Origin of the sequence: Mixta gaviniae, assembly GCF_002953195.1 — a bacterium.
Classification (GTDB): Bacteria; Pseudomonadota; Gammaproteobacteria; order Enterobacterales; family Enterobacteriaceae; genus Mixta; species Mixta gaviniae.
Genome location: NZ_CP026377.1, coordinates 3775168 through 3795232, shown reverse-complemented (window position 1 = coordinate 3795232; position 20065 = coordinate 3775168). Strand labels below are relative to the sequence as shown.

The 20065-nt window shown below is 60.3% G+C and carries 18 protein-coding genes; 9 read left to right on the top strand and 9 right to left on the bottom strand.

The genetic code is table 11. From position 1 onward, the window contains the following. Window positions 1-8: 8 nt before the first annotated feature. Together C2E15_RS17755 and C2E15_RS17750 are read right to left on the bottom strand one after the other, a co-directional pair. On the bottom strand, window positions 9-515 hold the full coding sequence (locus C2E15_RS17755; protein ID WP_104958548.1) for a TRAP transporter small permease: 507 nt from the start codon (window positions 513-515) through the stop codon (window positions 9-11). A gap of 51 nt (window positions 516-566) precedes the next feature. Further along, the gene (locus C2E15_RS17750; RefSeq protein WP_104958547.1) at window positions 567-1544 is read right to left on the bottom strand and encodes a TRAP transporter substrate-binding protein; all 978 of its coding nucleotides are present in this window, start codon (window positions 1542-1544) and stop codon (window positions 567-569) included. A 347-nt stretch (window positions 1545-1891) separates the two neighbouring features. Between C2E15_RS17750 and exbB the strand changes: the two genes are divergently transcribed. Together exbB and exbD are read left to right on the top strand one after the other, a co-directional pair. After that, entirely contained in the window at window positions 1892-2626 is a 735-nt protein-coding gene (gene exbB, locus C2E15_RS17745) for a tol-pal system-associated acyl-CoA thioesterase (RefSeq protein ID WP_104959229.1), read from the top strand. Window positions 2627-2631: 5 nt separating this feature from the next. After that, complete coding sequence (gene exbD, locus C2E15_RS17740) at window positions 2632-3054, top strand: TonB system transport protein ExbD (RefSeq protein WP_104958546.1); 423 nt, start codon at window positions 2632-2634, stop codon at window positions 3052-3054. Window positions 3055-3120: 66 nt separating this feature from the next. On the opposite strand, the gene C2E15_RS17735 is transcribed toward exbD, so the two are convergent. Further along, entirely contained in the window at window positions 3121-4014 is an 894-nt protein-coding gene (locus C2E15_RS17735; RefSeq protein WP_104958545.1) for an SDR family oxidoreductase, read from the bottom strand. A gap of 317 nt (window positions 4015-4331) precedes the next feature. On the opposite strand from C2E15_RS17735, the gene tcuC reads away from it, so the two are divergent. Further along, window positions 4332-5654, top strand: coding sequence for an MFS transporter (gene tcuC / locus C2E15_RS17730; protein ID WP_104958544.1), 1323 nt, complete (start codon window positions 4332-4334; stop codon window positions 5652-5654). Here tcuC and C2E15_RS17725 read toward each other — a convergent pair whose 3' ends face one another. From C2E15_RS17725 to C2E15_RS17705, 5 genes are all read right to left on the bottom strand, one after another. Continuing rightward, window positions 5655-6644 carry a Csu type fimbrial protein gene (locus C2E15_RS17725; RefSeq protein ID WP_104958543.1) on the bottom strand — a complete coding sequence of 330 codons (990 nt, stop codon included), beginning with the start codon at window positions 6642-6644 and terminating at the stop codon, window positions 5655-5657. It abuts the gene before it with no gap. Further along, complete coding sequence (locus tag C2E15_RS17720) at window positions 6641-9088, bottom strand: fimbria/pilus outer membrane usher protein (RefSeq protein WP_104958542.1); 2448 nt, start codon at window positions 9086-9088, stop codon at window positions 6641-6643. Before C2E15_RS17720 ends, C2E15_RS17725 begins: the two co-directional genes overlap by 4 nt. A gap of 3 nt (window positions 9089-9091) precedes the next feature. Beyond that, the gene (locus C2E15_RS17715) at window positions 9092-9799 is read right to left on the bottom strand and encodes a fimbrial biogenesis chaperone (protein ID WP_104958541.1); all 708 of its coding nucleotides are present in this window, start codon (window positions 9797-9799) and stop codon (window positions 9092-9094) included. 21 nt (window positions 9800-9820) lie between these two features. Further along, window positions 9821-10303, bottom strand: coding sequence for a Csu type fimbrial protein (locus C2E15_RS17710; protein ID WP_245912408.1), 483 nt, complete (start codon window positions 10301-10303; stop codon window positions 9821-9823). Window positions 10304-10364: 61 nt separating this feature from the next. After that, window positions 10365-10934, bottom strand: coding sequence for a Csu type fimbrial protein (locus C2E15_RS17705; RefSeq protein WP_104958539.1), 570 nt, complete (start codon window positions 10932-10934; stop codon window positions 10365-10367). A gap of 757 nt (window positions 10935-11691) precedes the next feature. On the opposite strand from C2E15_RS17705, the gene C2E15_RS17700 reads away from it, so the two are divergent. The 4 genes from C2E15_RS17700 (at window position 11692) to C2E15_RS17685 (ending at window position 16260) form a co-directional block, all read left to right on the top strand. After that, window positions 11692-13776, top strand: coding sequence for a putative bifunctional diguanylate cyclase/phosphodiesterase (locus C2E15_RS17700; protein ID WP_104958538.1), 2085 nt, complete (start codon window positions 11692-11694; stop codon window positions 13774-13776). A 107-nt stretch (window positions 13777-13883) separates the two neighbouring features. Further along, entirely contained in the window at window positions 13884-15293 is a 1410-nt protein-coding gene (locus C2E15_RS17695; RefSeq protein ID WP_104958537.1) for an aminotransferase-like domain-containing protein, read from the top strand. Between the two features lie 57 nt (window positions 15294-15350). Further along, on the top strand, window positions 15351-15548 hold the full coding sequence (locus C2E15_RS17690) for a hypothetical protein (protein WP_104958536.1): 198 nt from the start codon (window positions 15351-15353) through the stop codon (window positions 15546-15548). Window positions 15549-15654: 106 nt separating this feature from the next. Next, complete coding sequence (locus C2E15_RS17685) at window positions 15655-16260, top strand: hypothetical protein (protein ID WP_104958535.1); 606 nt, start codon at window positions 15655-15657, stop codon at window positions 16258-16260. 107 nt (window positions 16261-16367) lie between these two features. Here C2E15_RS17685 and C2E15_RS17680 read toward each other — a convergent pair whose 3' ends face one another. Then, window positions 16368-16988 carry a response regulator transcription factor gene (locus C2E15_RS17680; protein ID WP_104958534.1) on the bottom strand — a complete coding sequence of 207 codons (621 nt, stop codon included), beginning with the start codon at window positions 16986-16988 and terminating at the stop codon, window positions 16368-16370. A gap of 561 nt (window positions 16989-17549) precedes the next feature. Between C2E15_RS17680 and mdcA the strand changes: the two genes are divergently transcribed. Both mdcA and C2E15_RS17670 read left to right on the top strand, forming a co-directional pair. Further along, window positions 17550-19205, top strand: a complete 1656-nt coding sequence (gene mdcA, locus C2E15_RS17675; RefSeq protein ID WP_104958533.1) for a malonate decarboxylase subunit alpha — start codon at window positions 17550-17552, stop codon at window positions 19203-19205. A 5-nt stretch (window positions 19206-19210) separates the two neighbouring features. Continuing rightward, the gene (locus C2E15_RS17670) at window positions 19211-20065 is read left to right on the top strand and encodes a triphosphoribosyl-dephospho-CoA synthase (protein ID WP_104959228.1); all 855 of its coding nucleotides are present in this window, start codon (window positions 19211-19213) and stop codon (window positions 20063-20065) included.

Here is a 20065-nt window from a genome sequence, read left to right as displayed (position 1 = left end):
GCTCCGAATCAGTGAGTGCCGCCAAGGCTGACCAGCGGGCGAGCGGACTGATCGCCGCACAGCAGGCGCTCAATCACGAACAGGATCGTCAGCAGCGCGCCGACCGGGATAGGCAGATACATCTGGCCGAAAGTCACCGCCGGCAGCGAGGCCTGCGGCTGAAACCACATCGCCTCGCACAGCGCGTAGCTCGCCTGGAAGATAATCAGGCAGGCCGCCAGCATCAGCAGATCGCTCACCCGCGCGGCTATTTTTTGCCCGCGCGGCGACAGGCGATCGGTGACCATCGAGACGCAGATATGGGTGCCGGCGCGAAAGCCGACCGGCGCGCCGATAAAGGTGAAGATAATCATGCAGACGATAGCTACCGGCTCCGGCCAGGAGAGCGCATCGTTCAGCACATAGCGGGCAAAAATGCCGACAGGGATCACCGCAACCATCAACAGCAACGCAAGCGCGGCGATCGTCATGCACAGCAGATAGACCGCATCCATCAGACGTGAATAGGCAGACATGATTTTTTACCTGATTAGCGGCGCCGCGAGAGAACGCGGCGCGGGAAAAGGTTATTTCACCGCAGCGATTTGCTGCATCAGATCCTGATAGTTCTTGCCATATTGATCGCGCACCGGCTGGGTGGCTTTGACAAAGTAGTCGCGATCGATCTGCTGGAAGGTCACGCCGCCCGCCTTCATCTTCGCCAGCGACTGCTGGTTATACTCGGCCCACAGCTTGCGCTCATCCTCCTGCGCCTCTTTGCCCAGCTTGCTCAGCAGCGCGCGATCCCCGGCGGAGAGTTTGTCCCAGGAGCGTTTGGAGAAGAGGATCATCTCCGGCTGGATAAAGTGGCCGGTCAGGGTGTAGTACTTCGCCACCGGCATATAGTTATGGGCGATGAAGGTTGGCGGATTGTTTTCCGTGCCGTCGACCACGCCGGTCTGCATGGCGCTGAACACCTCGCTGACGCCCATCGCCACCGGATTGGCGCCCATCGCTTTCAGTGTCGCCAGCGAAATGGCGCTGTTCTGCACGCGGATCTTCATCCCTTTCAGATCTTCCGGCTTCGTCACCGGTTTTTTGGTGATCATGTTACGCACCCCGGCGTCGGTCCAGCCGAGAAACACCATGCGGGTATTGGGATCGTTATCAAACTTACTGGCGATCGCTTTGCCGATCTCCCCGTCCAACACGCTATGCATATGCGCCTCGTCGCGGAAGATATAGGGCAGCGTCAGCACGCTGGTTTCCGGCGCAAGGGTAGAGACCGGCGCCAGCGAAACGCGGATCATATCCACCGCGCCGACCTGGACCTGCTGCAGCGTCTGCTCCTCGTCGCCGAGCGTGCCGCCGGCATAGACGCGCAGCTCAAGACGGCCGTCGGTGGCCTGCTTCAGTTTTTCGCCCATCTTCTCCAGTGCGACGACGGTGGGGTAGCCAGCAGGCTGGACTTCCGCGACCTTCAGCACCTTAGCCGAGGCGGCGGTGGCGGCGAACAGCGCGGTGGAAGCCAGCGCTAACGCCAGCCACAGTTTTTTTGCTTTCATCATTGTTCTCCTGCGCCTAAAGGATGCCCCGTCACTGGCTGTAGAAGGGTAGGGAGGTATGCGCCAGCAGGGCTGATTCACTATAGATAAATTGCGCAGGCGGAAAATCGGCGCACATAAATTGGATGAATTGCATCACAGAATTAAAACGACGTTTTAATAAATTTATACGCAACGTCACAGTTTAAAAACTAACCGATTACAAGCTCGCTACCTGACCGCCCTCAGGCGGCGCGGGGTGGGGAAATCTTTGTAAATAGTAATGAGAACTACTATCAATTCACCTCTGTTTTGGTATGATCCTGACCTGTTTTGATGAATTTCATTAAGGTTGGAGAAATAGCGTGGTGACCAGTGAGTTGATGCAGGCGGATCTCTCCGTCTGGGGCATGTTTGAACATGCGGACATCGTGGTAAAAGCGGTAATGATTGGACTGCTTCTGGCGTCCGTCGTCACCTGGGCCATCTTCTTCGGCAAATTTACCGAGCTATCTTCGGCGCGTCGCCGCCTGAAACAGGAACAGCAGGCGCTGGCGGAAGCGCGTTCCCTGCGCCAGGCGGCGGAGCTGAGCGACGGCTTCCACGCGCGCAGCCTGACGACACAGCTGCTGCAGGAAGCGCAGAATGAGCTGGAGTTGTCCGCCGGTTCGGAAGATAACGAAGGCATTAAAGAGCGCACCGGCTTCCGCCTGGAGCGCCGCGTCGCCGCCATCAGCCGTCACGCCGGCCGCGGCAACGGCTTCCTCGCCACTATCGGCTCCGTCTCACCCTTTATCGGCCTGTTTGGCACCGTCTGGGGCATTATGAACAGCTTTATCGGTATCGCCAAAACCCAAACCACCAACCTTGCGGTCGTCGCGCCCGGCATCGCCGAAGCGCTGCTGGCGACGGCTATCGGCCTGGTGGCGGCAATCCCGGCAGTAGTGATCTACAATGTCTTCGCCCGTATGATCGCCAACTACAAGGCGAGCCTGGGCGACGTTGCCGCGCAGGTGCTGCTGCTGCAGAGCCGCGATCTCGATCTGGCGCGCGGCAACAGCGCGCAGCCGGTACAGAATGCACATAAACTGCGGGTAGGTTAAGCGTTATGGCGATGCGGTTAAATGACGATCTGGACAGCAACGGCGAAATGCATGAAATCAACGTGACGCCGTTTATCGACGTGATGCTGGTGCTGTTGATTATTTTCATGGTGGCCGCGCCGCTGGCGACGGTGGACGTCAGGGTCAACCTTCCCGCCTCGACCAGCGCGCCGCAGCCGCGTCCGGAAAAGCCGGTCTATCTCTCGATCAAAGAAGATAAGCAGATGTATGTCGGCAACGAAGCAGTGTCGAAAGAGAAGCTGATTGACGTGCTGAACGCGCAGACCGAAGGCAATAAAGAAACCACCATTTTCTTCCAGGCGGATAAATCAGTGGATTATGAAACGCTGATGAGCGCCATGGATGCCCTGCGCGGCGCGGGCTATCTCAAGATTGGCCTGATGGGGATGGAGAGCGCGCAGAAATAGTCGCGTCGCCGTCGCTGAAGCAAAAAACCGGAGCCAGGCTCCGGTTTTTTTATGGCTAATGCCGGCTTAACCTAAATGTTCGCCGCCGGTTACGCCATGCACTTCCGCCGTCACGTAGCTCGATTCCTGCGACGCCAGATAGACATACACGCCCGCCAGTTCGGCCGGCTGACCGGCGCGCTTCATCGGCGTCTGCTGACCAAACTCCGGCAGTTTCGCCTGCGGCTGACCGCCAGCGACCTGCAGCGCGGTCCAGATCGGGCCTGGCGCAACGCTGTTCACGCGAATGCCTTTCTCCGCCACCTGCTTCGCCAGCGCACGGGTATAGGCAAGGATCGCCGCTTTGGTGGAGGCGTAGTCCAGCAGATGCGGGCTGGGCTGATAGGCCTGAATCGATGACGTGGTAATAATCGACGCGCCTGCCGGCAGCAGCGGAATCGCCGCCTGAGTGATCCAGAACAGTGAGAAAACGTTGGTTTCGTAAGTCTTACGGAACTGTTCGGTGGTCAGTTCAGCAATCTCTTCGACCGCTACCTGCTTGCCCGCCACCAGCGCCAGGATATCCAGTCCGCCCAGCTCTTCGTGCGCCTGCTTCACCAGCTGCTTGCTGAACGCCTCATCGCTGATATCGCCCGGGATCAGCACCACTTTACGACCCGCTTCGCGGATATAGTCTGCCACCTGCTCAGCGTCGCGCTGTTCGGCGGGCAGATAGTTGATCGCTACATCGGCGCCTTCACGGGCATAGGCGATAGCGGCAGCGCGGCCAATACCGGAATCAGCGCCGGTGACCAGCGCTTTACGGCCCGCCAGACGCTGGCTGCCGCGATAGCTCTGTTCGCCGCAGTCTGGAACGGGCTGCATATCCTGCTGGATGCCCGGGGCGGGCTGGCGCTGTTTCGGGTATTCACCGTTGTAATACTGGGTGAGAGGATTTTGCATTTTATTTTGATCTGCCATCTTTCCTCCTGGTTTCATAAAAGAAAATTCACTATCAAGGCTAGGAGAAAGCGGGCGCTTGTCGAGGCGTGTAACAGGGGGTAAGACTCAAGTCTCTGTTGGCAAAGGAAAATTTAGTAGCGGGAAAATGCGTATAAATATGAGCAAATATGAATATCGCCTGAGAAACGTGCTGACGACAGTAAAAAATCCCTGTTGTGTGGCTCTGTTAAATAATGGTTACTAAACTGATCGTTTTGTAAACTGCAATGGTGATCGTCATCACATTAACGCGGGGCGTATCGGGCTAAAACGGGAAAAAACCTAAGGAAGCCGGTATGCACTCCACCACGCATTTACAAAAGCCGCCCCGCAGCGGTGCCAAAACCATCTTTAGCGTCACCAGCGGCAACTTTCTCGAAATGTACGATTTTATGGTGTTCGGTTACTACGCCAGCGCGATCGCCAAAACGTTCTTTCCCGGCGATAACCCCTTTGCTTCGTTAATGCTGACGCTGATGACCTTCGGCGCCGGATTTTTGATGCGCCCGCTGGGGGCGATCGTGTTGGGGGCCTGGATCGATCGCCACGGGCGTCGCAAAGGGTTGCTGCTGACCTTAGCGCTGATGGCGCTCGGCACCCTGACCATCGCTTGCGTGCCGGGTTATGCGACACTGGGTGCCGCCGCGCCGGTGCTGATCTTGCTGGGCCGTCTGCTGCAGGGCTTTTCGGCCGGCGTCGAGCTGGGCGGGGTGTCGGTCTACCTTGCCGAGGTGGCGCCGCAAGGGCGTAAGGGCTTTTACGTCAGCTGGCAGTCCGGCAGCCAGCAGATCGCGGTGATCTTCGCCGCGCTGCTGGGACTGCTGCTGAACCATCTGCTGGCGGCGGAGCAGATAACCGAATGGGGCTGGCGCATTCCGTTTGTGGTCGGCTGCCTGATCGTGCCGTTCCTGTTCTGGATCCGCCGCATGCTGCAGGAAACTGAGGCCTTCAGCCAGCGTAAACATCACCCTGAGATGCGCGAGATTATACGTACGGTAGCCCGCAACTGGGCGCTGGTGCTGGCGGGGATGCTGATGGTGATCACCACTACCGTCATGTTCTATATGATCACCGCTTTTACGCCGACCTTCGGCAAAACGGTGCTGATGATGAGCGATAAACAGAGCTTTCTGGTCACGTTATGCATCGGCCTCTCTAACTTGATCTGGCTGCCGCTGATGGGCGCACTCTCCGATCGGCTCGGCCGCCGTCCGCTGCTGATCGTTTTTACCCTGCTGATGATCCTCACTGCGTGGCCGGTCCTGCACTGGCTGGTGGGCGCGCCGTCGTTCGCGCACTTGCTGGAAGCGGAGCTGTGGCTCTCTTTCCTCTACGCCAGCTATAACGGTGCGATGGTGGTCTGGCTGACGGAGGTGATGCCCGCCGAGGTGCGCGCCTGCGGCTTCTCGCTGGCCTACAGCCTGGCGACCGCGCTGTTTGGCGGCTTCACGCCCGCCATCTCCAGCTATCTGATCCACGCCACCGGCGATAAAGCGATGCCCGGCGTCTGGCTGACTTTCGCCGCGCTGTGCGGCCTGATCGGCACGCTGAGTCTCCAGCGCCTGCTGAAGCAGTATCAGACGCGCCATAACGATCCTGGCGCGCCCGTCGCGCTCTGATTAAAACGCCACATCCACCACCACGCTGTCGCTGTAGTTGCCTGCCGGCGGCGTGGTTTGCGTGGTCAGGATGCGCGCCGTATAAGGGAAGGTGCGCGTCAGGCCGTCGCCGCTTACCGTGGTGGCGTTGGCGCTCGCCTGGCGCTCGGTACCGGAAGGGCCCCAACGGTTGCTGGAGGTGCCCTTGTAAATCTCATAGCTCAGACGGTTGACGCCGCTCGCCATACTGCGTACGCCGTTGCTGGCGTTGTTGCCGTTGCTTAATCCCACCGTGTAGGTGCTGCCTTTGGTACAGACCACGCTGATCGATTGCGAAACGGCGGCGAAACCGCTGACCAGCGGCGCGCTGCCGAAGCTAACGTTGGGCGCGGTAATGGTGGCGCAGTCGTTGGTAATGGTCAGGTTAAGGGTAATGGGGATCGTACCGGACCCGTTCTGATCCTGGCCCGCCAGACAGAGGCCGAGCGCGGCGATGCCGGTGCAGATGCGGTAGGTGACGGCGACATTCAGCGTCAGCGTATAGTTGCCCGCCGCCACCACCTGGCCGGGCAGCGTGCGCAGATAGAGCGGGATAGAGAAATTCAGCCCGCCGAGCAGGCCGATCAGGTTCACCAGCTGCGTAGAGTTATAGGTAATCGGAGTGGCGCCGATGGTCATTTCAGTGGCGCAGTTGGCGGCGGTACAGAGCTGCACCGGGATCGTATCGCTGCCGGTGACGCCGGCGCGCGTTAGCGCGCCGCGGGTGCCAGACGTGGTGGACGCGCCGGCCAGTTGCAGGGTGATATTGTTGCCCGACAGCAGTGACACCGTGCTGCCGGCGCCGCAGTTGACGTTCGCCGTGGTGGAGCTGGTGCTGGCGGTGGTATTGATCACGAACGAGGTGACCGAACCGAAGCTGGCGGTCGAGGCGGGCAGGGTGCAGGCGGCGCGCAGCGTGGCGCTAAAGCCGCCCAGCGTCAGGGCGAGAAGCAGCAGCAATTTTATCTTCATGGCAGGATCCCTGCTTTGGCGTTTTCAGGAGCGCTGCCCGGCGCGCCTTGCGGCGTCGCAGGCAGCGGACAGGTTACCGGACCGTATACCTTCAGCGCGTCGGGGCGGCCGTGCGCCAGCGAAAGATGGGTGGTACAGCGGCGTCCGTCCGGCGTCACCACTTCAATGGCATTTTCCCCCTGCAGATTGTCGAGCCAGGCGATGCCGTCCCAGCCGACATACTCCGTCGGCTGGCCCGGGCGCAGCACCTGGCTGGAGACCGGCAGTGGATTGCCCTGTGTGTCATACAGGATCACGCTGGCGGCGCGCAGCGGCTCGACAGGGAAATGCAGCAGGTAGCCGCTCTGGCGCTTCACCGCGAAACGCTGTTCGACGCGCGGCACGGTCATATCGGCGGGCAGATCGAGCGCGTCGATATCATATTTCGCCGGATAGTAAGAGCTAATGCGCGGCACCAGCAGATAGCCGTCGCGGTCGGTGCGGCCCATCGCCTGATTCTCATAGCGCACCGTCACGTCCGGGTAGCCGGTCTTCACCAGCACAAAGGCGTCATTAACTTCGTTGGCGGCGAACAGGCGGCTATCCATCAGCACCAGCGAGCCGGTGAGATCCGCCCATTCGGTATGGTTATCCTGGTCGCCGTAAAAACCGGCGGAGGTATCGATCGTCTGGTTGCGCCAGCGCAGGCTGCCCTGACGGTAGTCGCCGCCGCTGCCCTGATTGGCCCACGAGGCGTCCCAGGCGAAGCCGCCGTCGCTGGGCATCGCCCGCGACAGATAAATGCGCTGCGCGTCCTGGCCCTGCTGATCGCGCTCCAGGCTGATGCTGGCGTTGCCCTGTTCGCCGAAGGGGATAATCAGCGATACTGCGCCGCTCCATGCGCCGCTGCCGATCTCGCGCGTCGCGGCGACATAGAGACTGCTATTGCCCCACAGGTTTTTACTCCATGACAGGTTCCACAGCCGCGTACGCTCGCCGCTGCCGCTGGTGATATCGATAAAGGCTGTGCCCAGGCTACCGAGCCGGTTCAGCGAGACGCTGGCGTTGTACTGCGCGCTGCGGCGGCTGAGCGACCAGGTAATATCGTTCACTTCGCCCTGGCGGGTGCTGTAAAGCGCCAGGTCGGCAAAACCGGCGCTGCGGGTAGTGTGCTGAGTGCCGAGGCTGAACCAGCGGTTGTTGTACTGGTAGCCCCAGCTGTATTGCCTGCCGCGCTCGCCCGCCATGCGGCTCTGCGCCAGCGCGCCATTGACCACGCCAAACGGCCCCAGTTTCAGCTGCGCGCCGCCGCCGCCGAGCGCCAGCCGATCGGCCCCCTCCGCATGCGTCTCCAGCGTCAGCCAGTCGGTTGCGCCGTAGCGGTATGAGCCGCTGGCCGCGCCGACGCCGTAGTCAAAATTTTTGATGCCGTAATTATTGCGCAGCGCCCCGGCGGAAAAGGAGAAATCGGAGAGGCCCGGCTTCAGCAGATCGCTGGAGACATAAAACGGCAGGGCGGTGGTGACCCGACGGCCGACGGCATCGGTGGTGACCACTACCGCATCACCGGCGCCGTTGACGAACGGCATATTGGTCATCGACCAGGGGCCGGGTTGCACCTGATTGCTGCTGGTCTGGTAGCCGTTGACAAACAGATCGACGGTCGAGGGCACCGTCGCCTGGCCGGCGAAGGTCGGCAGCGGCCAGGTGACGATATCGGGGCGGACGCTGAAATCGCGCGACAGCTGTACGCCGCCGAGGCGCACGCTGCTGCTCCAGCTCAGCGCGTCAGTGATCAGATCGCCTACGCGCCAGCTCAGAATGCGGTTTTCATCCTCGTAGCTCCACCAGCTGTCGTAGCGGATATAGCCGTCGTTGAGATAGCCGCTGCCGCTGAGCTGCTGCTGCCAGACCCCGTTAGAGGAGAGTTGTCCCGCCGCGCCGAACACGCGCAGCTCGTTCCAGGCGGAGAGGCGGCTGCCCGCCTGGCTGTTGCGGCTGGTATAGAAGTCATAGTTGAGCAGGGCGCCGGCGCTGCTGCGGCCGGGATAGCGCGGCGCGTTGTCACGTCCGGAAAAGGTCTGCGCCGGCAGCCAGTCGGCGGGCACGGTCAGCAGCAGGCGCTGGCGCTGGCTGTCATATTGCGCCTGCACGCCCGGCAGCGCGGAAACGTCCACCTCCGCGCCGTTCAGCTTTGCCGCCGGCAGCCCCGCCTGACGCAAATCGGCGGCGCGCAGCCAATAATGACCATCGCGAAAAGTCACCGGCACGATCTGGTCGCTCTGCTGCTCATTGACCACCAGCCCCAGCATATATTGCGGCGTCGCTCCCTGCGGCGCGCTCGCCGGCGGCGGCGGCAGCGCAGAGAACGTTTCCGCGCCGGCGTCAGGCGGCGTCAGGCAGCCGCACAGGCTGACGATAGCGAGTGTGCAGCGCCGCAGCGCGGGCGCGGGCTGGCGCTTCATCGATCAGCGCGCGCTGCTGGCGCTTTGCCAGGCGCGGTTATTCACTTCCGCCGCCAGACGGGCGTCGGCAGAGACGGCGACATTGAGCGGCCAGCGGTGGCTGCTGTTAGCCAGCACGTAGCCGAACAGCCCGCTGCCCAACGCGCGCCCGTTAAGCGTGGCGTTGCTGAGCCGCGCGTGGCCCGCGCCGCGGTTGACGATCTCCAGCCAGCGCTGGCCGCCTTCGCTGACTGCGCGCCAGCTCAGGGCGGGTTGAATCGTATCCGGCGACAGCCCGCTACCGTAAACGAACAGCGGCACCGAATAGCGCATCTGAAAACGCAGCCCCGCCTGATTTTCGCCCGGCTGCTGCGGCGTCGGGATCTCATCCAGCACTACGCGATAGGCCGCCTCCTGGCCGGCCGGCGGCGCGGTCTGCTTGATCAGGCGCACCAGCTGCTTTTGTCCCGGCTCGATGCGTACCACCGGCGGGCTGGCGACCACCTGCTGCTGCGTTTGGTACTGTTCGCGGCCGCTGACCTGCTGCCAGGCGAAAATGCGCACCTGCATCAGCGTGGTGGCGTTGCCGCGGTTCTCCAGCCAAAGCTCGCTCGCTTTATCTTCGCTGACGATCTTCGGATCGATAGGCCAGATCATCACGGAGTTGGCGGCATGCGAGACGGCGGCGAACAGCGCTAACAGGGCCGCCATCAGCGGGCGAAGAAGAGTCATACCTGATGTCCTTATGATTCATTACCAGCTCAGCGTCACCGTCAGCGTATCGCTGTAACTGCCGGCGCGTCGGGCGCCTCTGAGCTGTAAAAGGCCGTAAATCGGCAACGTAATGTTATTGGCATTGCTGTAGCTCAGCGCCACGTTCTGGTTAACCGGAATCTCGCTGGCGGCGCTGTGGGTAGCGTTGGTAAACAGCCGGTAGGCTACCGTGCTGCTGACATTCGCCAGCTTGAGGTTGCGCGTGGTGGTGTAGTTGCTGCCGCCGTTGATGCTCATGTTCAGCGTGGTGCCCGGCGTGCAGGCGATGTTGAGGGTGCTGCTCTGCACGAAGCTGGCGCTGACGCTGGCGGTCTCTACCCCTGAACGGGTGCCGAAGTTCAGCGCGCCGAAGGCGCTGGTATTGCTGCCTGAAATCACGCAGCCCGCCACGATCGCCGCGCTGACCTGAAACGTCTGCGTCGGTAACGCCTGGGCGTCACTGCAGGCGATCAGGGCCAGCAGGCCGTAACAGCCTGCTGCGCCTCTCCCTTTCCACGGCACGTTCCGCTTCCTGCTAACGGCGTCAGTAGTTCACGGCCACGCTGATGGTGTCGGTATAGGTGCCGGCCGGAATAGTGGCGTTGAAGCCGCCGCCGGTGATGCGGCCGAAGATCTGGTAGTTATCGCCCAGTGTGGCATCGGCTGTGCCGTTAGCGGGCAGGCTGGTGTTGTTGGCGATGGCGTTGGAGAAGCCGGCGTCGCTGTAAAGGGTATAAGAGATGCCGCGCGTATTATCGGAGCCGAGCAGCAGATAGCGCGGCTGTCCGGTCACTTCGCCATATACAGTAGCGGGCGCGGCATTGCTGCTGGTGACCTGCACGTTATAGGTCTGGCCGGTGGTGCAGCGCACGTAAATACCGGTGCCGGCGGCGCCGACCAGGGTGGCATTCAGCGTATCGAAGGTGGCGGCGCTGCTGCCGAAGTTCAGGGTACCGAAGTTAACGCCGGCGGTGCCGGGCTGGCCATTGACCAGACAGCCGGTGGTCAGCGTCAGCGTCGCGTTAATGGTACCGGTAGTAGTGGCGGCGAAAACGGGCGTAGCGACAAGCGGGAGCGCGCAGCCGCCCAGAACCAGCAAAAACCTGAGTTTCATAAATATTCCTTACTGATAGCGATAGCGTAAAAGCGTGATCACCTGGTGTTCAGTAAAGAGAATTACCCAAAAGCAACAAAAGCAAGGCAAAACAGCACGTCAAACAAGCATTGATCCGCAACGGGCGCGGATTTGATTTTAAAATGTTTGTATTAATCCCTTTTACTATATAACAGCGGTTAGCAAAGCGGTAAACATCAGGTTAAAAATTTATTTAACGCTTCGCTTCCTGCTGCGGCGATCCCTGTGGTTGCGCTTCTGACGGCGCTCAGCCCTCGCCGGACAGGATCGTTTCGTTAACATCTAGGCGAAAATCGCTAACAGTGCTATTTTCTTGCGCTCGCGCGGGAAATCACGATTTTTGCCGTTTTTCCCTTCGCGCTACGTTTGAAAAAATAGCCTTTCGCAGCCATTTTTTAAATGAATCGGGTAATAAAAAGCGAGAAAAGCGCGAAAAAGCGTCGTTTATTGACTCAAGAAAAACAAAAATAAATTTTATGATTTTTGCTGCATTTATCAACAGTGTGAGCAGAGGCGTAAGCTGTGGCGCACGGGGGGCGGGCAACGCGGCTATCGGCCATGCAGCGTGCGGCGGCAGGACAATTTTATTGCTCCCGGCAATCTCTTTTATTCATGGACGCGATGATAAGCATTGGCGCAGGTTTGCCGATAGTTTATACAACGGGCCAATTAACCTTGCGCTTTTATTCTTTCAATTTCAGCGTTCCCTGAAGGGCGCTAATTCGCAGGAATCTCTATGTTGGCAACCTCTTACGATACGCTCATGGTGGTCGTCTCCATCATCGTCGCTTTTCTCGCCTCCTATACCGCGCTGGATATGGCCGGCCGCGTAGTGACCAGTTCAGGACTGACCGCGCGCGTCTGGCTGCTGGGCGGCGGCTTCTCCATGGGTATCGGCATCTGGGCGATGCACTTTATCGGCATGCTGGCGATGAATATGCCGATGATGATGAGCTACAGCGGGCCGCTAACGCTGCTCTCGATGATCATCGCTATCGCCGCCTCGGTGTTTGCGCTGTGGATCGTCTGCTACGGCGAGCTGCGCGCCCTGCGGCTCGGCCTCGGCGCGCTGGTGATGGGCAGCGGCGTGGTGGCGATGCACTATCTCGGCATGGCGGCGCTGATGTTCGAACCCGGTATTGTCTGGAACTGGGGCTGGATCGCGCTCTCAGTGGTGATCGCGCTGCTCGCCTCGGGCGCCGCGCTCTGGCTGGCCTTCCGGCTGCGCCAGGGGCCGGGCCGCCTGACGCTGCTGCGCGCCGGTGCGGCGGTGGTGATGGGATTCGCCATTGCCGGCATGCATTACACCGGCATGGCTGCCGCCGGCTTCCCGGCCTCCAGCCACGCCATGCATCAGGGCGTTAACAGCAACTGGCTGGCGATTCTGGTGGCGGTGGTGACGGTTTCCATTCTCGGCATCACCCTGTTGGTATCGATGCTTGACGCGCGTCTGCAGGCGCGTACCTCCATGCTCGCGTCGTCGCTGGCGGAGGCCAACCGCGAGCTGGCGCAGCTGGCGCTGCACGATAACCTGACGCGCTTGCCTAACCGCATTCTGCTGGAAGATCGCCTCGATCAGGCGATCAACAAAGCCACGCGCGAAAACTCCCGCTTCGCCCTGATGTTTATGGATCTCGACGGCTTCAAAGCGGTCAACGACGCCTTTGGCCACCATATCGGCGATAGCCTGCTGGTGGCAGTGACCGAACGTATGACAGGCAGTATGACCGGCCACTACACCCTGGCGCGGCTGGGCGGCGATGAGTTCGTGCTGCTAACGGAAATCGACGATCCTAACGATGCCGCTACCATTGCGGATGCGCTGGTGAAGCTGGTGGAGAAGCCGTTTATTATCTCGCGCTACGAACTGATCGTGTCGCTCAGCATCGGCATCGCCGTTTATCCGGGTGACGGGGCCGACGAACGCGAGCTGATCTTTAACGCCGACGCCGCCATGTACCACACCAAAAACAACGGGCGCAACGGCTACAATTTCTTCCAGCCGTCGATGAACACCATCGCACAGCGGCAACTGCAACTGGTTAACGATCTCTGGCTGGCGCTGGATCGCAATGAGCTGCGGCTGTTCTACCAGCCGAAATATACCGCGCCGAGCGGCCCGATCGTCGGTTTTGAGGCGCTGCTGCGCTGGCAGCATCCGCAGCACGGCCTGCTGTCGCCCGATATGTTTCTGCCGCTGGCGGAAAAAAGTGGCCTGATCATCCACGTCGGTAACTGGGTGATCAACGAAGCGTGCCGTCAGCTGCGCTGCTGGCATCTGGAAGGGCATCAAAACTGGTCGGTGGCGGTGAACCTCTCAGCGCTGCAGTTTGAGCAGAGCAGCCTGGTGGATACGGTGGTCACGGCGCTGGAGCAGCACCATATTCCGCCGCATTTGCTGACGCTGGAAGTGACGGAAACCACCGCCATGCGCGATCCGGACGAAAGCGTACGCATTCTGACGGCGCTAACCGATCTCGGGGTACGCGCCTCGATTGATGATTTCGGCACTGGCTACTCCAGCCTGCTCTACCTGAAGCGTCTGCCCGCCAGCGAGCTGAAGATCGACCGCGCCTTCGTCAACGAGCTGCATGAGAACAGTGGCGACGCCACTATCGTCTCGGCGATCGTGGCGCTGGCGCAGTCGCTTAACCTGAAGGTGGTGGCGGAAGGGGTGGAGACCACCGAGCAGCAAACCTTCCTGACCAACCTGGGCTGCAACAGTCTGCAGGGATACCTGTTAGGCAAGCCGCTGCCGCCCGATCGCGTGCATGAGCTGAAAGAGTTTATCCGCAAAGAAGATACCCATCCGGTCTCCTGACGCCGCCCTCCGGCCCCGCCGCGGATAAACCGGGCGGGGCCATATCTCTCCGGTGCCGGGAAAACTATAATAGCCGCCAGTTTTCTTCTGCGGACCTGTAACCGTTTATGGCGAAGTACCTTCAGCTGGTGGAGCAAATCCAGGCGCAAATCGACGCCGAAGTGTGGCAGCCGGGCGAAAAGCTGCCCTCGCTGCGCGATCAGGTCAGGCTGAGCGGCATGAGTTTAATGACCGTGATGCACGCCTATCAGGTGCTGGAAAGCCAGGGCGTGCTGGTGTCACGGCCGCAGTCCGGCTACTACGTGGCGCCGCGCGCTGAATTCCTTAGCCAGCCGGTGACGCATCAAAAGGTGCAGCTGGCGGAAACCGTCGATATCAACGCGTTTATTTTCGAAGTGCTGCAGGCGTGCCGCGATCCGCTGATTGTGCCTTTCGGCTCCGCCTTTCCTGACCCGGAGCTGTTCCCCCAGCGCCAGCTGATGCGCGCTCTGACCAACGTCTCCCATAGCCTGACGCCGCGCGACGCCATTAACCATCTGCCGCCGGGCAACGAGGCGCTGCGCAAAACCCTGGCGCGCCGTTATGCGCAGCAGGGGATCGCCGTCTCGCCGGATGAGATAGTGATCACCAACGGCGCGATGGAGGCGCTCAGCCTCAGCCTGCAGGCGCTCACGGAGCCGGGCGACTGGGTGGTAGTGGAAAACCCAACCTTCTACGGCGCGCTGCAGGCAATTGAGCGTCTGAAGCTGAAGGCGGTAGCCATCGCCACCGATCCGCAGCACGGCATGGATCTGGATGAGCTGGCGCAGGCGCTGAAGCGCTGGCCGGTAAAGGCGTGCTGGCTGATGACCAACCAGCAAAACCCGGTGGGCTTTACTCTCAGCCGGGAAAAGAAGCGGGCGCTGGTGAAACTGCTGGCGGCGCATCAGGTGGCGCTGGTTGAGGATGACGTTTACAGCGAACTCTGGTTCGGCGCGGATAAGCCGCTGCCGGCAAAAGCCTTCGATCGCCAGGGCAGCGTGCTGCACTGCTCTTCATTTTCCAAAAGCCTGGTGGCCGGGTTTCGCGTCGGCTGGGTGGCGGCGGGGCGGCACGCGCAGCGCATTCAGCATCTGCAGCTGATGAGTACGCTCTCCACCAGCGCGCCGATGCAGCTGGCGCTGGCGAACTATCTCGGCACGCGCAGCTATGACAGCCACCTGCGCAAGCTGCGCCAGGTGCTGGAGCAGCGGAAAAATCTGGCGCGCCAGTCGCTGAAGCGCCATCTGCCCTACGGTGCCCGCATTAACGATTCGCGCGGCGGCTACTTTTTATGGATCGAGCTACCGCGCCAGGTCAACGCCACCCAGCTTTACTACCGCGCGCTGCAGCACAATATCAGCATCGCACCGGGCAGTATGTTTTCCTCGGGCCAGCAGTATGAGAACTATTTCCGCTTTAACACGGCCTGGCCGTGGGACGACGCGCAGGAGGCCGCGGCGGCGATCCTCGGCGGCCTGATAGCGGCAATGATGTAGCAGAGGGCGATCCCCGGCGTCCGATCGCGGCAATAAAGGTAACAGGAGAGCATCGGGATGACTGATCGCGGCAAAGATATAACAGAGGGCGATCCCCGGCAGCCTGAAGGCGGCAATAAGATCATCCAGGGCATCGGCGGCCTCCGTCGCAGAATGGTTAAAAAAACCATTAACGCGCGCCGGAGAGACTATATTCAGGCAGAGAAAAGGGCGGTTTTAGCGCGTCTGCCCGCCGGGCGAAAAAATTTGAGTTAAGTCTTATAAATTAATCATTTATGTGAGCCAGCAGAGATGCTTTCTGTTGCAAAGTTATTTACTTTTGCCAAAATCAATTAACATTGCGACTTACAGGAGACGTGTTATGTTTTCCTCATCGTGCCCTCTGATGGCTATGATGTCCTTCGCGGCAGGCACCCTGTTTGCAGGAACCTCCAGCAACCCGCAGCACCTGATGCTGGCCATGCCCTCTAACGGCGTGCCCAATAATCCGCTGCCGCTGATCATCTATCCGCGCGTGGTGCCGAACGACGTTGAAGATATCGCCGCCTGGTTTGAACAGCGTTTTAACGACAACCAGTGGCCGGCCCGCTGGCGTGCGCCGATTTTCCCTTACACGCACTATCACTCCAACACCCATGAACTGCTGGGCGTCGGCGCCGGCTGGGCGGAAGTGCTGTTTGGCGGCGAAAGCGGACGCATGGTGACGCTGCGCGTCGGCGATGCGGTATTGATCCCGGCGGGCGTCGGACATCAGCAGGTGGCGGCCAGCGAGGATTTCTTTACCGTCGGCGCCTATCCGGCAGGCATGACGCCCGATACGCTACGCGATGATAAAGACAAAATGGAGCAGGCGCTGGCGAACATTAAACGTGTGCCGCTGCCGCAGTTTGATCCCATCACGGGCGGCGAAGGTGCGGTAACCGATTTCTGGCATCCCGTGGCGCAGCAGCTTTCTCATCAGCATTAAACGACGGGCGGGGCAGTTAAATAAACGGCCCGCTGTCGCTCACCGGATAAAGGCGTGGCGTCTGTTTTTTACTGGCGCTTAACGTCATGGGCGCGGCGCGGGAAAACTTAAACCAGATAATTTCTTTTAGCGATTTCGTTAATATCCACCACGCTTTTAATTCCCAGCTTGCGCAATATTTTAATTTTACAGGTGCTGATGGTTTTATTACTTAATGCCAGCTGCAGGGCGATATCTTTATTTGAATACCCCTCCGCCAGTTTTCTTAATACCATTAGCTCGCGGCGGGAAAGCGACATCAGCTTTTCGCTTTCCGGGTGAATGGTGGGAACGTCGTCGCTGTGGCTGTTAGGATAGAATTTAAAGCCTTTATCGATACTGCGGATCGCCTGTAGCAGCTGCGCGGTATCATGGCTTTTGCAGAGATAGCCTTCAACGCCCAGCAGCATACAGCGATGCATATGAAAATCGCTGTCTGAGGCGGTTAGCACAATGATTTTTTGCTGAATATTGATGCGTTTAAGGCTCTCGATCACTTGCATGCCGTCGCGGCCGGGAATGTTCAAATCCATAATCACCACGTCGGGGCGATGCAGGCCGACATCGGCGATGACCGAGGCGCCATCCGCCGCGACGCCGGCGATAACATAGCCGTTGGCGCGTAAATAGGCCTTAATGCCCGAGCAGACAAAAGGATGATCGTCGACAATAAATACGCTGCTAATCATAATAGATCCTGAATAGAATAATAATCGTGACGGACTGTCATCGCGCCGTAATCAATAAGGGGGTAAAACGCAGGGCATTATAGCCAGCCCCCCAACGACCAATGTGAGAATTGTCTCTAATTAAACGACACGGGAAAAAGGTCAATCGTTATATTTATTTTTCATGGAAAATTGACAGCCTATTTTCCGCTGCCGCCGTAATCACGCTTTTTATTCTGTTAACCTGACGCCAGGGCAGCGTTTAAAACCGGCAAAACGGACGGGTTCCCATTAATGCGCGTGCGCGGCGTCTGGCAATAAAAAGGAGAAATCCGGCTCAGATCATTTTTTATCTTCGGCTGATTAAATCACTTCACCACGCTTTTGTGACCGGGATGAGGTTTAGCGTAACGGCGCGCGCGGCGGCGCGGCGCGGGAGATAACCTCTACCTCATCAGCGGTAAATTTCCATTACTCTCAGGCTAACAATTTTGCAGCCAGCTTAATTGATGCGCACCGCCAACAGGCAGAAACTCTTCTCATCGATTTGAGATAAATCATAAATGAGCCAGGAGGTTAGCCATGTTGCCTGAATCATCATCAGGCCGCGTCTGGGATACCCGTCGCACTGAAAAACAGCGACGCATTGCATCACTCGCTATTCCAGGCAAAGTTCTGCCCACCCACGATTTACCCAATGTACTGGAAAAACTGATTGCCCCCGGCGACCGCGTAGTGCTGGAGGGGAATAACCAGAAACAGGCCGATTTTCTGTCGCGCATGCTGGCAGAGGTCAACCCGCAGAAGGTACACGATCTGCATATGATTATGCCGAGCGTCAGCCGCAGCGAACATCTGGATATTTTCGAAAAGGGCATCGCCCGCAAACTTGATTTTTCGTTCTCCGGCACGCAAAGCCTGCGCATTTCCCAGCTGCTGGAAGATGGCCAGCTGGAAATCGGCGCCATCCATACCTACATCGAACTCTATGCCCGGCTCTATGTCGACCTGGTGCCGAACGTGGCGCTGGTCGCCGGCTTTAAAGCGGACCGCCAGGGTAACCTCTACACCGGTCCCAGCACCGAAGATACCCCGGCGCTGGTGGAAGCCGCGGCGTTCCGCAACGGCATCGTGATAGCCCAGGTGAACGAGCTGGTGGATGACGTAAACGATCTGCCGCGCGTCGATATCCCCGGCTCCTGGATCGATTACGTGGTGGTCGCCGACCAGCCGTTCTTTATCGAACCGCTGTTTACCCGCGATCCACGCCTGATCAAACAGGAACATATCCTGATGGCGATGATGGCCATCAAAGGTATCTACGCCGAACACCAGGTACAGTCCCTGAACCACGGCATCGGCTTTAACACCGCCGCCATTGAGCTGCTGCTGCCGACCTACGGCGAGAAGCTCGGCCTGAAGGGCAAAATCTGCCGTCACTGGACGCTGAACCCCCATCCGACGCTGATCCCCGCGATCGAAAGCGGCTGGGTGGAGAGTATCCACAGCTTCGGCAGCGAACTGGGGATGGAAAACTACATCGCCGCGCGCCCGGACATCTTCTTTACCGGCTCCGACGGCTCGATGCGTTCTAACCGCGCCTTCTGCCAGCTCGCCGGCCAGTATGCGGTCGATATGTTTATCGGCTCGACGCTGCAGGTCGACGGCTACGCCAACTCCTCTACCGTCACCCGCGGCCGTCTCTCCGGTTTCGGCGGCGCGCCGAACATGGGTCACGATCCACACGGCCGCCGTCACGCCACCCCGGCGTGGCTGGCGATGATCGACCAGCCCGATCCGCTGGTGCGCGGCCGCAAGCTGGTGGTGCAGATGGTGGAAACCTTCCAGGCGGGCGGCAAGCCGACCTTCGTGGAAAAACTCGATGCCATTGAGGTGGGTAAAGCCTCCGGCATGCCGCTGGCGCCGGTGATGATCTACGGCGATGACGTTACCCACGTGCTGACCGAAGAGGGCATCGCTTATCTCTATCGCGCACAGTCGATGGAAGAGCGCCGGGCGATGGTAGCGGCGGTAGCCGGCATTACCGATATTGGCCTTGGCGTTGACGCGAAGCGCGTAGAGCAGCTGCGTCGCGAAGGCAAAATCGCCTGGCCGGAAGATTTAGGCATTCGCCGCAGTGAAGCCAGCCGTTCGCTGCTGGCCGCCGGCAGCGTCGCCGACCTGGTGGAATGGTCCGGCGGTCTCTACAACCCGCCGGCTAAATTCCGGAGCTGGTAATGGCGATGCAACCGCAACGCTCAACCGATCGCGCTGAAACGCTGGCCCTGCGCCTGGCGGAGCGGGCCAGCGGCGCGCTGATCGATGAAGCGCGCCTGACGCCGAAGCCGGGCCTGGTAGACAGCCGCGGCAGCGGGGCGCATCACGACCTGACGCTGGCGCTGATGGAACGCTCCGCGCGCAGCCTGCAGCCAACCTTCTACGCGCTGGCGTTAAACAGCTGGCGGCGCCCGGCGGATATCGCCCTGCGCCAGCAGGTGGGGCAGCTGGGGCGCGAAGGCGAAGCGCGCATGATGGCGGCCACCCAAGGCGTCAACACCCATCGCGGCGCGATCTGGGCGCTGGGGCTGCTGGTCAGCGCCGCCGCCATGCTCGATGTCGACAGCACGGCGCAGGCGATCTGTCAGACCGCCGCCGCGCTGGCCCAGCTGCCGGACGATCGCGCGCCGCGCCTCTTCAGCAAAGGGCTGCGCGCCACGCAGCGCTACCGCGTGCCGGGAGCGCGCGAAGAGGCGCAGCAGGCATTTCCGCATATCCGCCGTCTGGCGCTGCCGCAGCTGCGGCGCAGCCGTGCAGCGGGCGCCCCGGAAACGCAGGCGCGGCTTGATGCGCTGATGGCGATCATGACCTCGCTGAGCGACACCTGCGTGCTGTCGCGCGCCGGGCTGGCTGGCCTGGAGGCGATGCGTCAGGGGGCGCACGAGGTGCTGAGCGCGGGCGGCTGCGGCACGCCGGAAGGGGAGCAGGCGCTGGCGCGTCTTGACGCCGACATGCTGCGGAGAAACGCCTCGCCGGGCGGCGCGGCGGATCTGCTGGCGGCCACGCTGTTTCTCGATGGTATTTGCTTACCTACAGATTGA

What these genes read in the sequence shown, in the direction of transcription:
- C2E15_RS17685 (WP_104958535.1), top strand. Translation starts at nt 15,655, where the DNA reads ATGTTTTCCTCATCGTGCCCTCTGATGGCTATGATGTCCTTCGCGGCA.
- C2E15_RS17715 (WP_104958541.1), bottom strand. Translation starts at nt 9,799, where the DNA reads ATGACTCTTCTTCGCCCGCTGATGGCGGCCCTGTTAGCGCTGTTCGCC.
- C2E15_RS17750 (WP_104958547.1), bottom strand. Translation starts at nt 1,544, where the DNA reads ATGAAAGCAAAAAAACTGTGGCTGGCGTTAGCGCTGGCTTCCACCGCG.
- C2E15_RS17690 (WP_104958536.1), top strand. Translation starts at nt 15,351, where the DNA reads ATGACTGATCGCGGCAAAGATATAACAGAGGGCGATCCCCGGCAGCCT.
- C2E15_RS17700 (WP_104958538.1), top strand. Translation starts at nt 11,692, where the DNA reads ATGTTGGCAACCTCTTACGATACGCTCATGGTGGTCGTCTCCATCATC.
- C2E15_RS17670 (WP_104959228.1), top strand. Translation starts at nt 19,211, where the DNA reads ATGCAACCGCAACGCTCAACCGATCGCGCTGAAACGCTGGCCCTGCGC.
- C2E15_RS17735 (WP_104958545.1), bottom strand. Translation starts at nt 4,014, where the DNA reads ATGGCAGATCAAAATAAAATGCAAAATCCTCTCACCCAGTATTACAAC.
- tcuC (WP_104958544.1), top strand. Translation starts at nt 4,332, where the DNA reads ATGCACTCCACCACGCATTTACAAAAGCCGCCCCGCAGCGGTGCCAAA.
- mdcA (WP_104958533.1), top strand. Translation starts at nt 17,550, where the DNA reads ATGTTGCCTGAATCATCATCAGGCCGCGTCTGGGATACCCGTCGCACT.
- exbD (WP_104958546.1), top strand. Translation starts at nt 2,632, where the DNA reads ATGGCGATGCGGTTAAATGACGATCTGGACAGCAACGGCGAAATGCAT.
- C2E15_RS17705 (WP_104958539.1), bottom strand. Translation starts at nt 10,934, where the DNA reads ATGAAACTCAGGTTTTTGCTGGTTCTGGGCGGCTGCGCGCTCCCGCTT.
- C2E15_RS17695 (WP_104958537.1), top strand. Translation starts at nt 13,884, where the DNA reads ATGGCGAAGTACCTTCAGCTGGTGGAGCAAATCCAGGCGCAAATCGAC.
- C2E15_RS17725 (WP_104958543.1), bottom strand. Translation starts at nt 6,644, where the DNA reads ATGAAGATAAAATTGCTGCTGCTTCTCGCCCTGACGCTGGGCGGCTTT.
- C2E15_RS17680 (WP_104958534.1), bottom strand. Translation starts at nt 16,988, where the DNA reads ATGATTAGCAGCGTATTTATTGTCGACGATCATCCTTTTGTCTGCTCG.
- C2E15_RS17755 (WP_104958548.1), bottom strand. Translation starts at nt 515, where the DNA reads ATGTCTGCCTATTCACGTCTGATGGATGCGGTCTATCTGCTGTGCATG.
- C2E15_RS17720 (WP_104958542.1), bottom strand. Translation starts at nt 9,088, where the DNA reads ATGAAGCGCCAGCCCGCGCCCGCGCTGCGGCGCTGCACACTCGCTATC.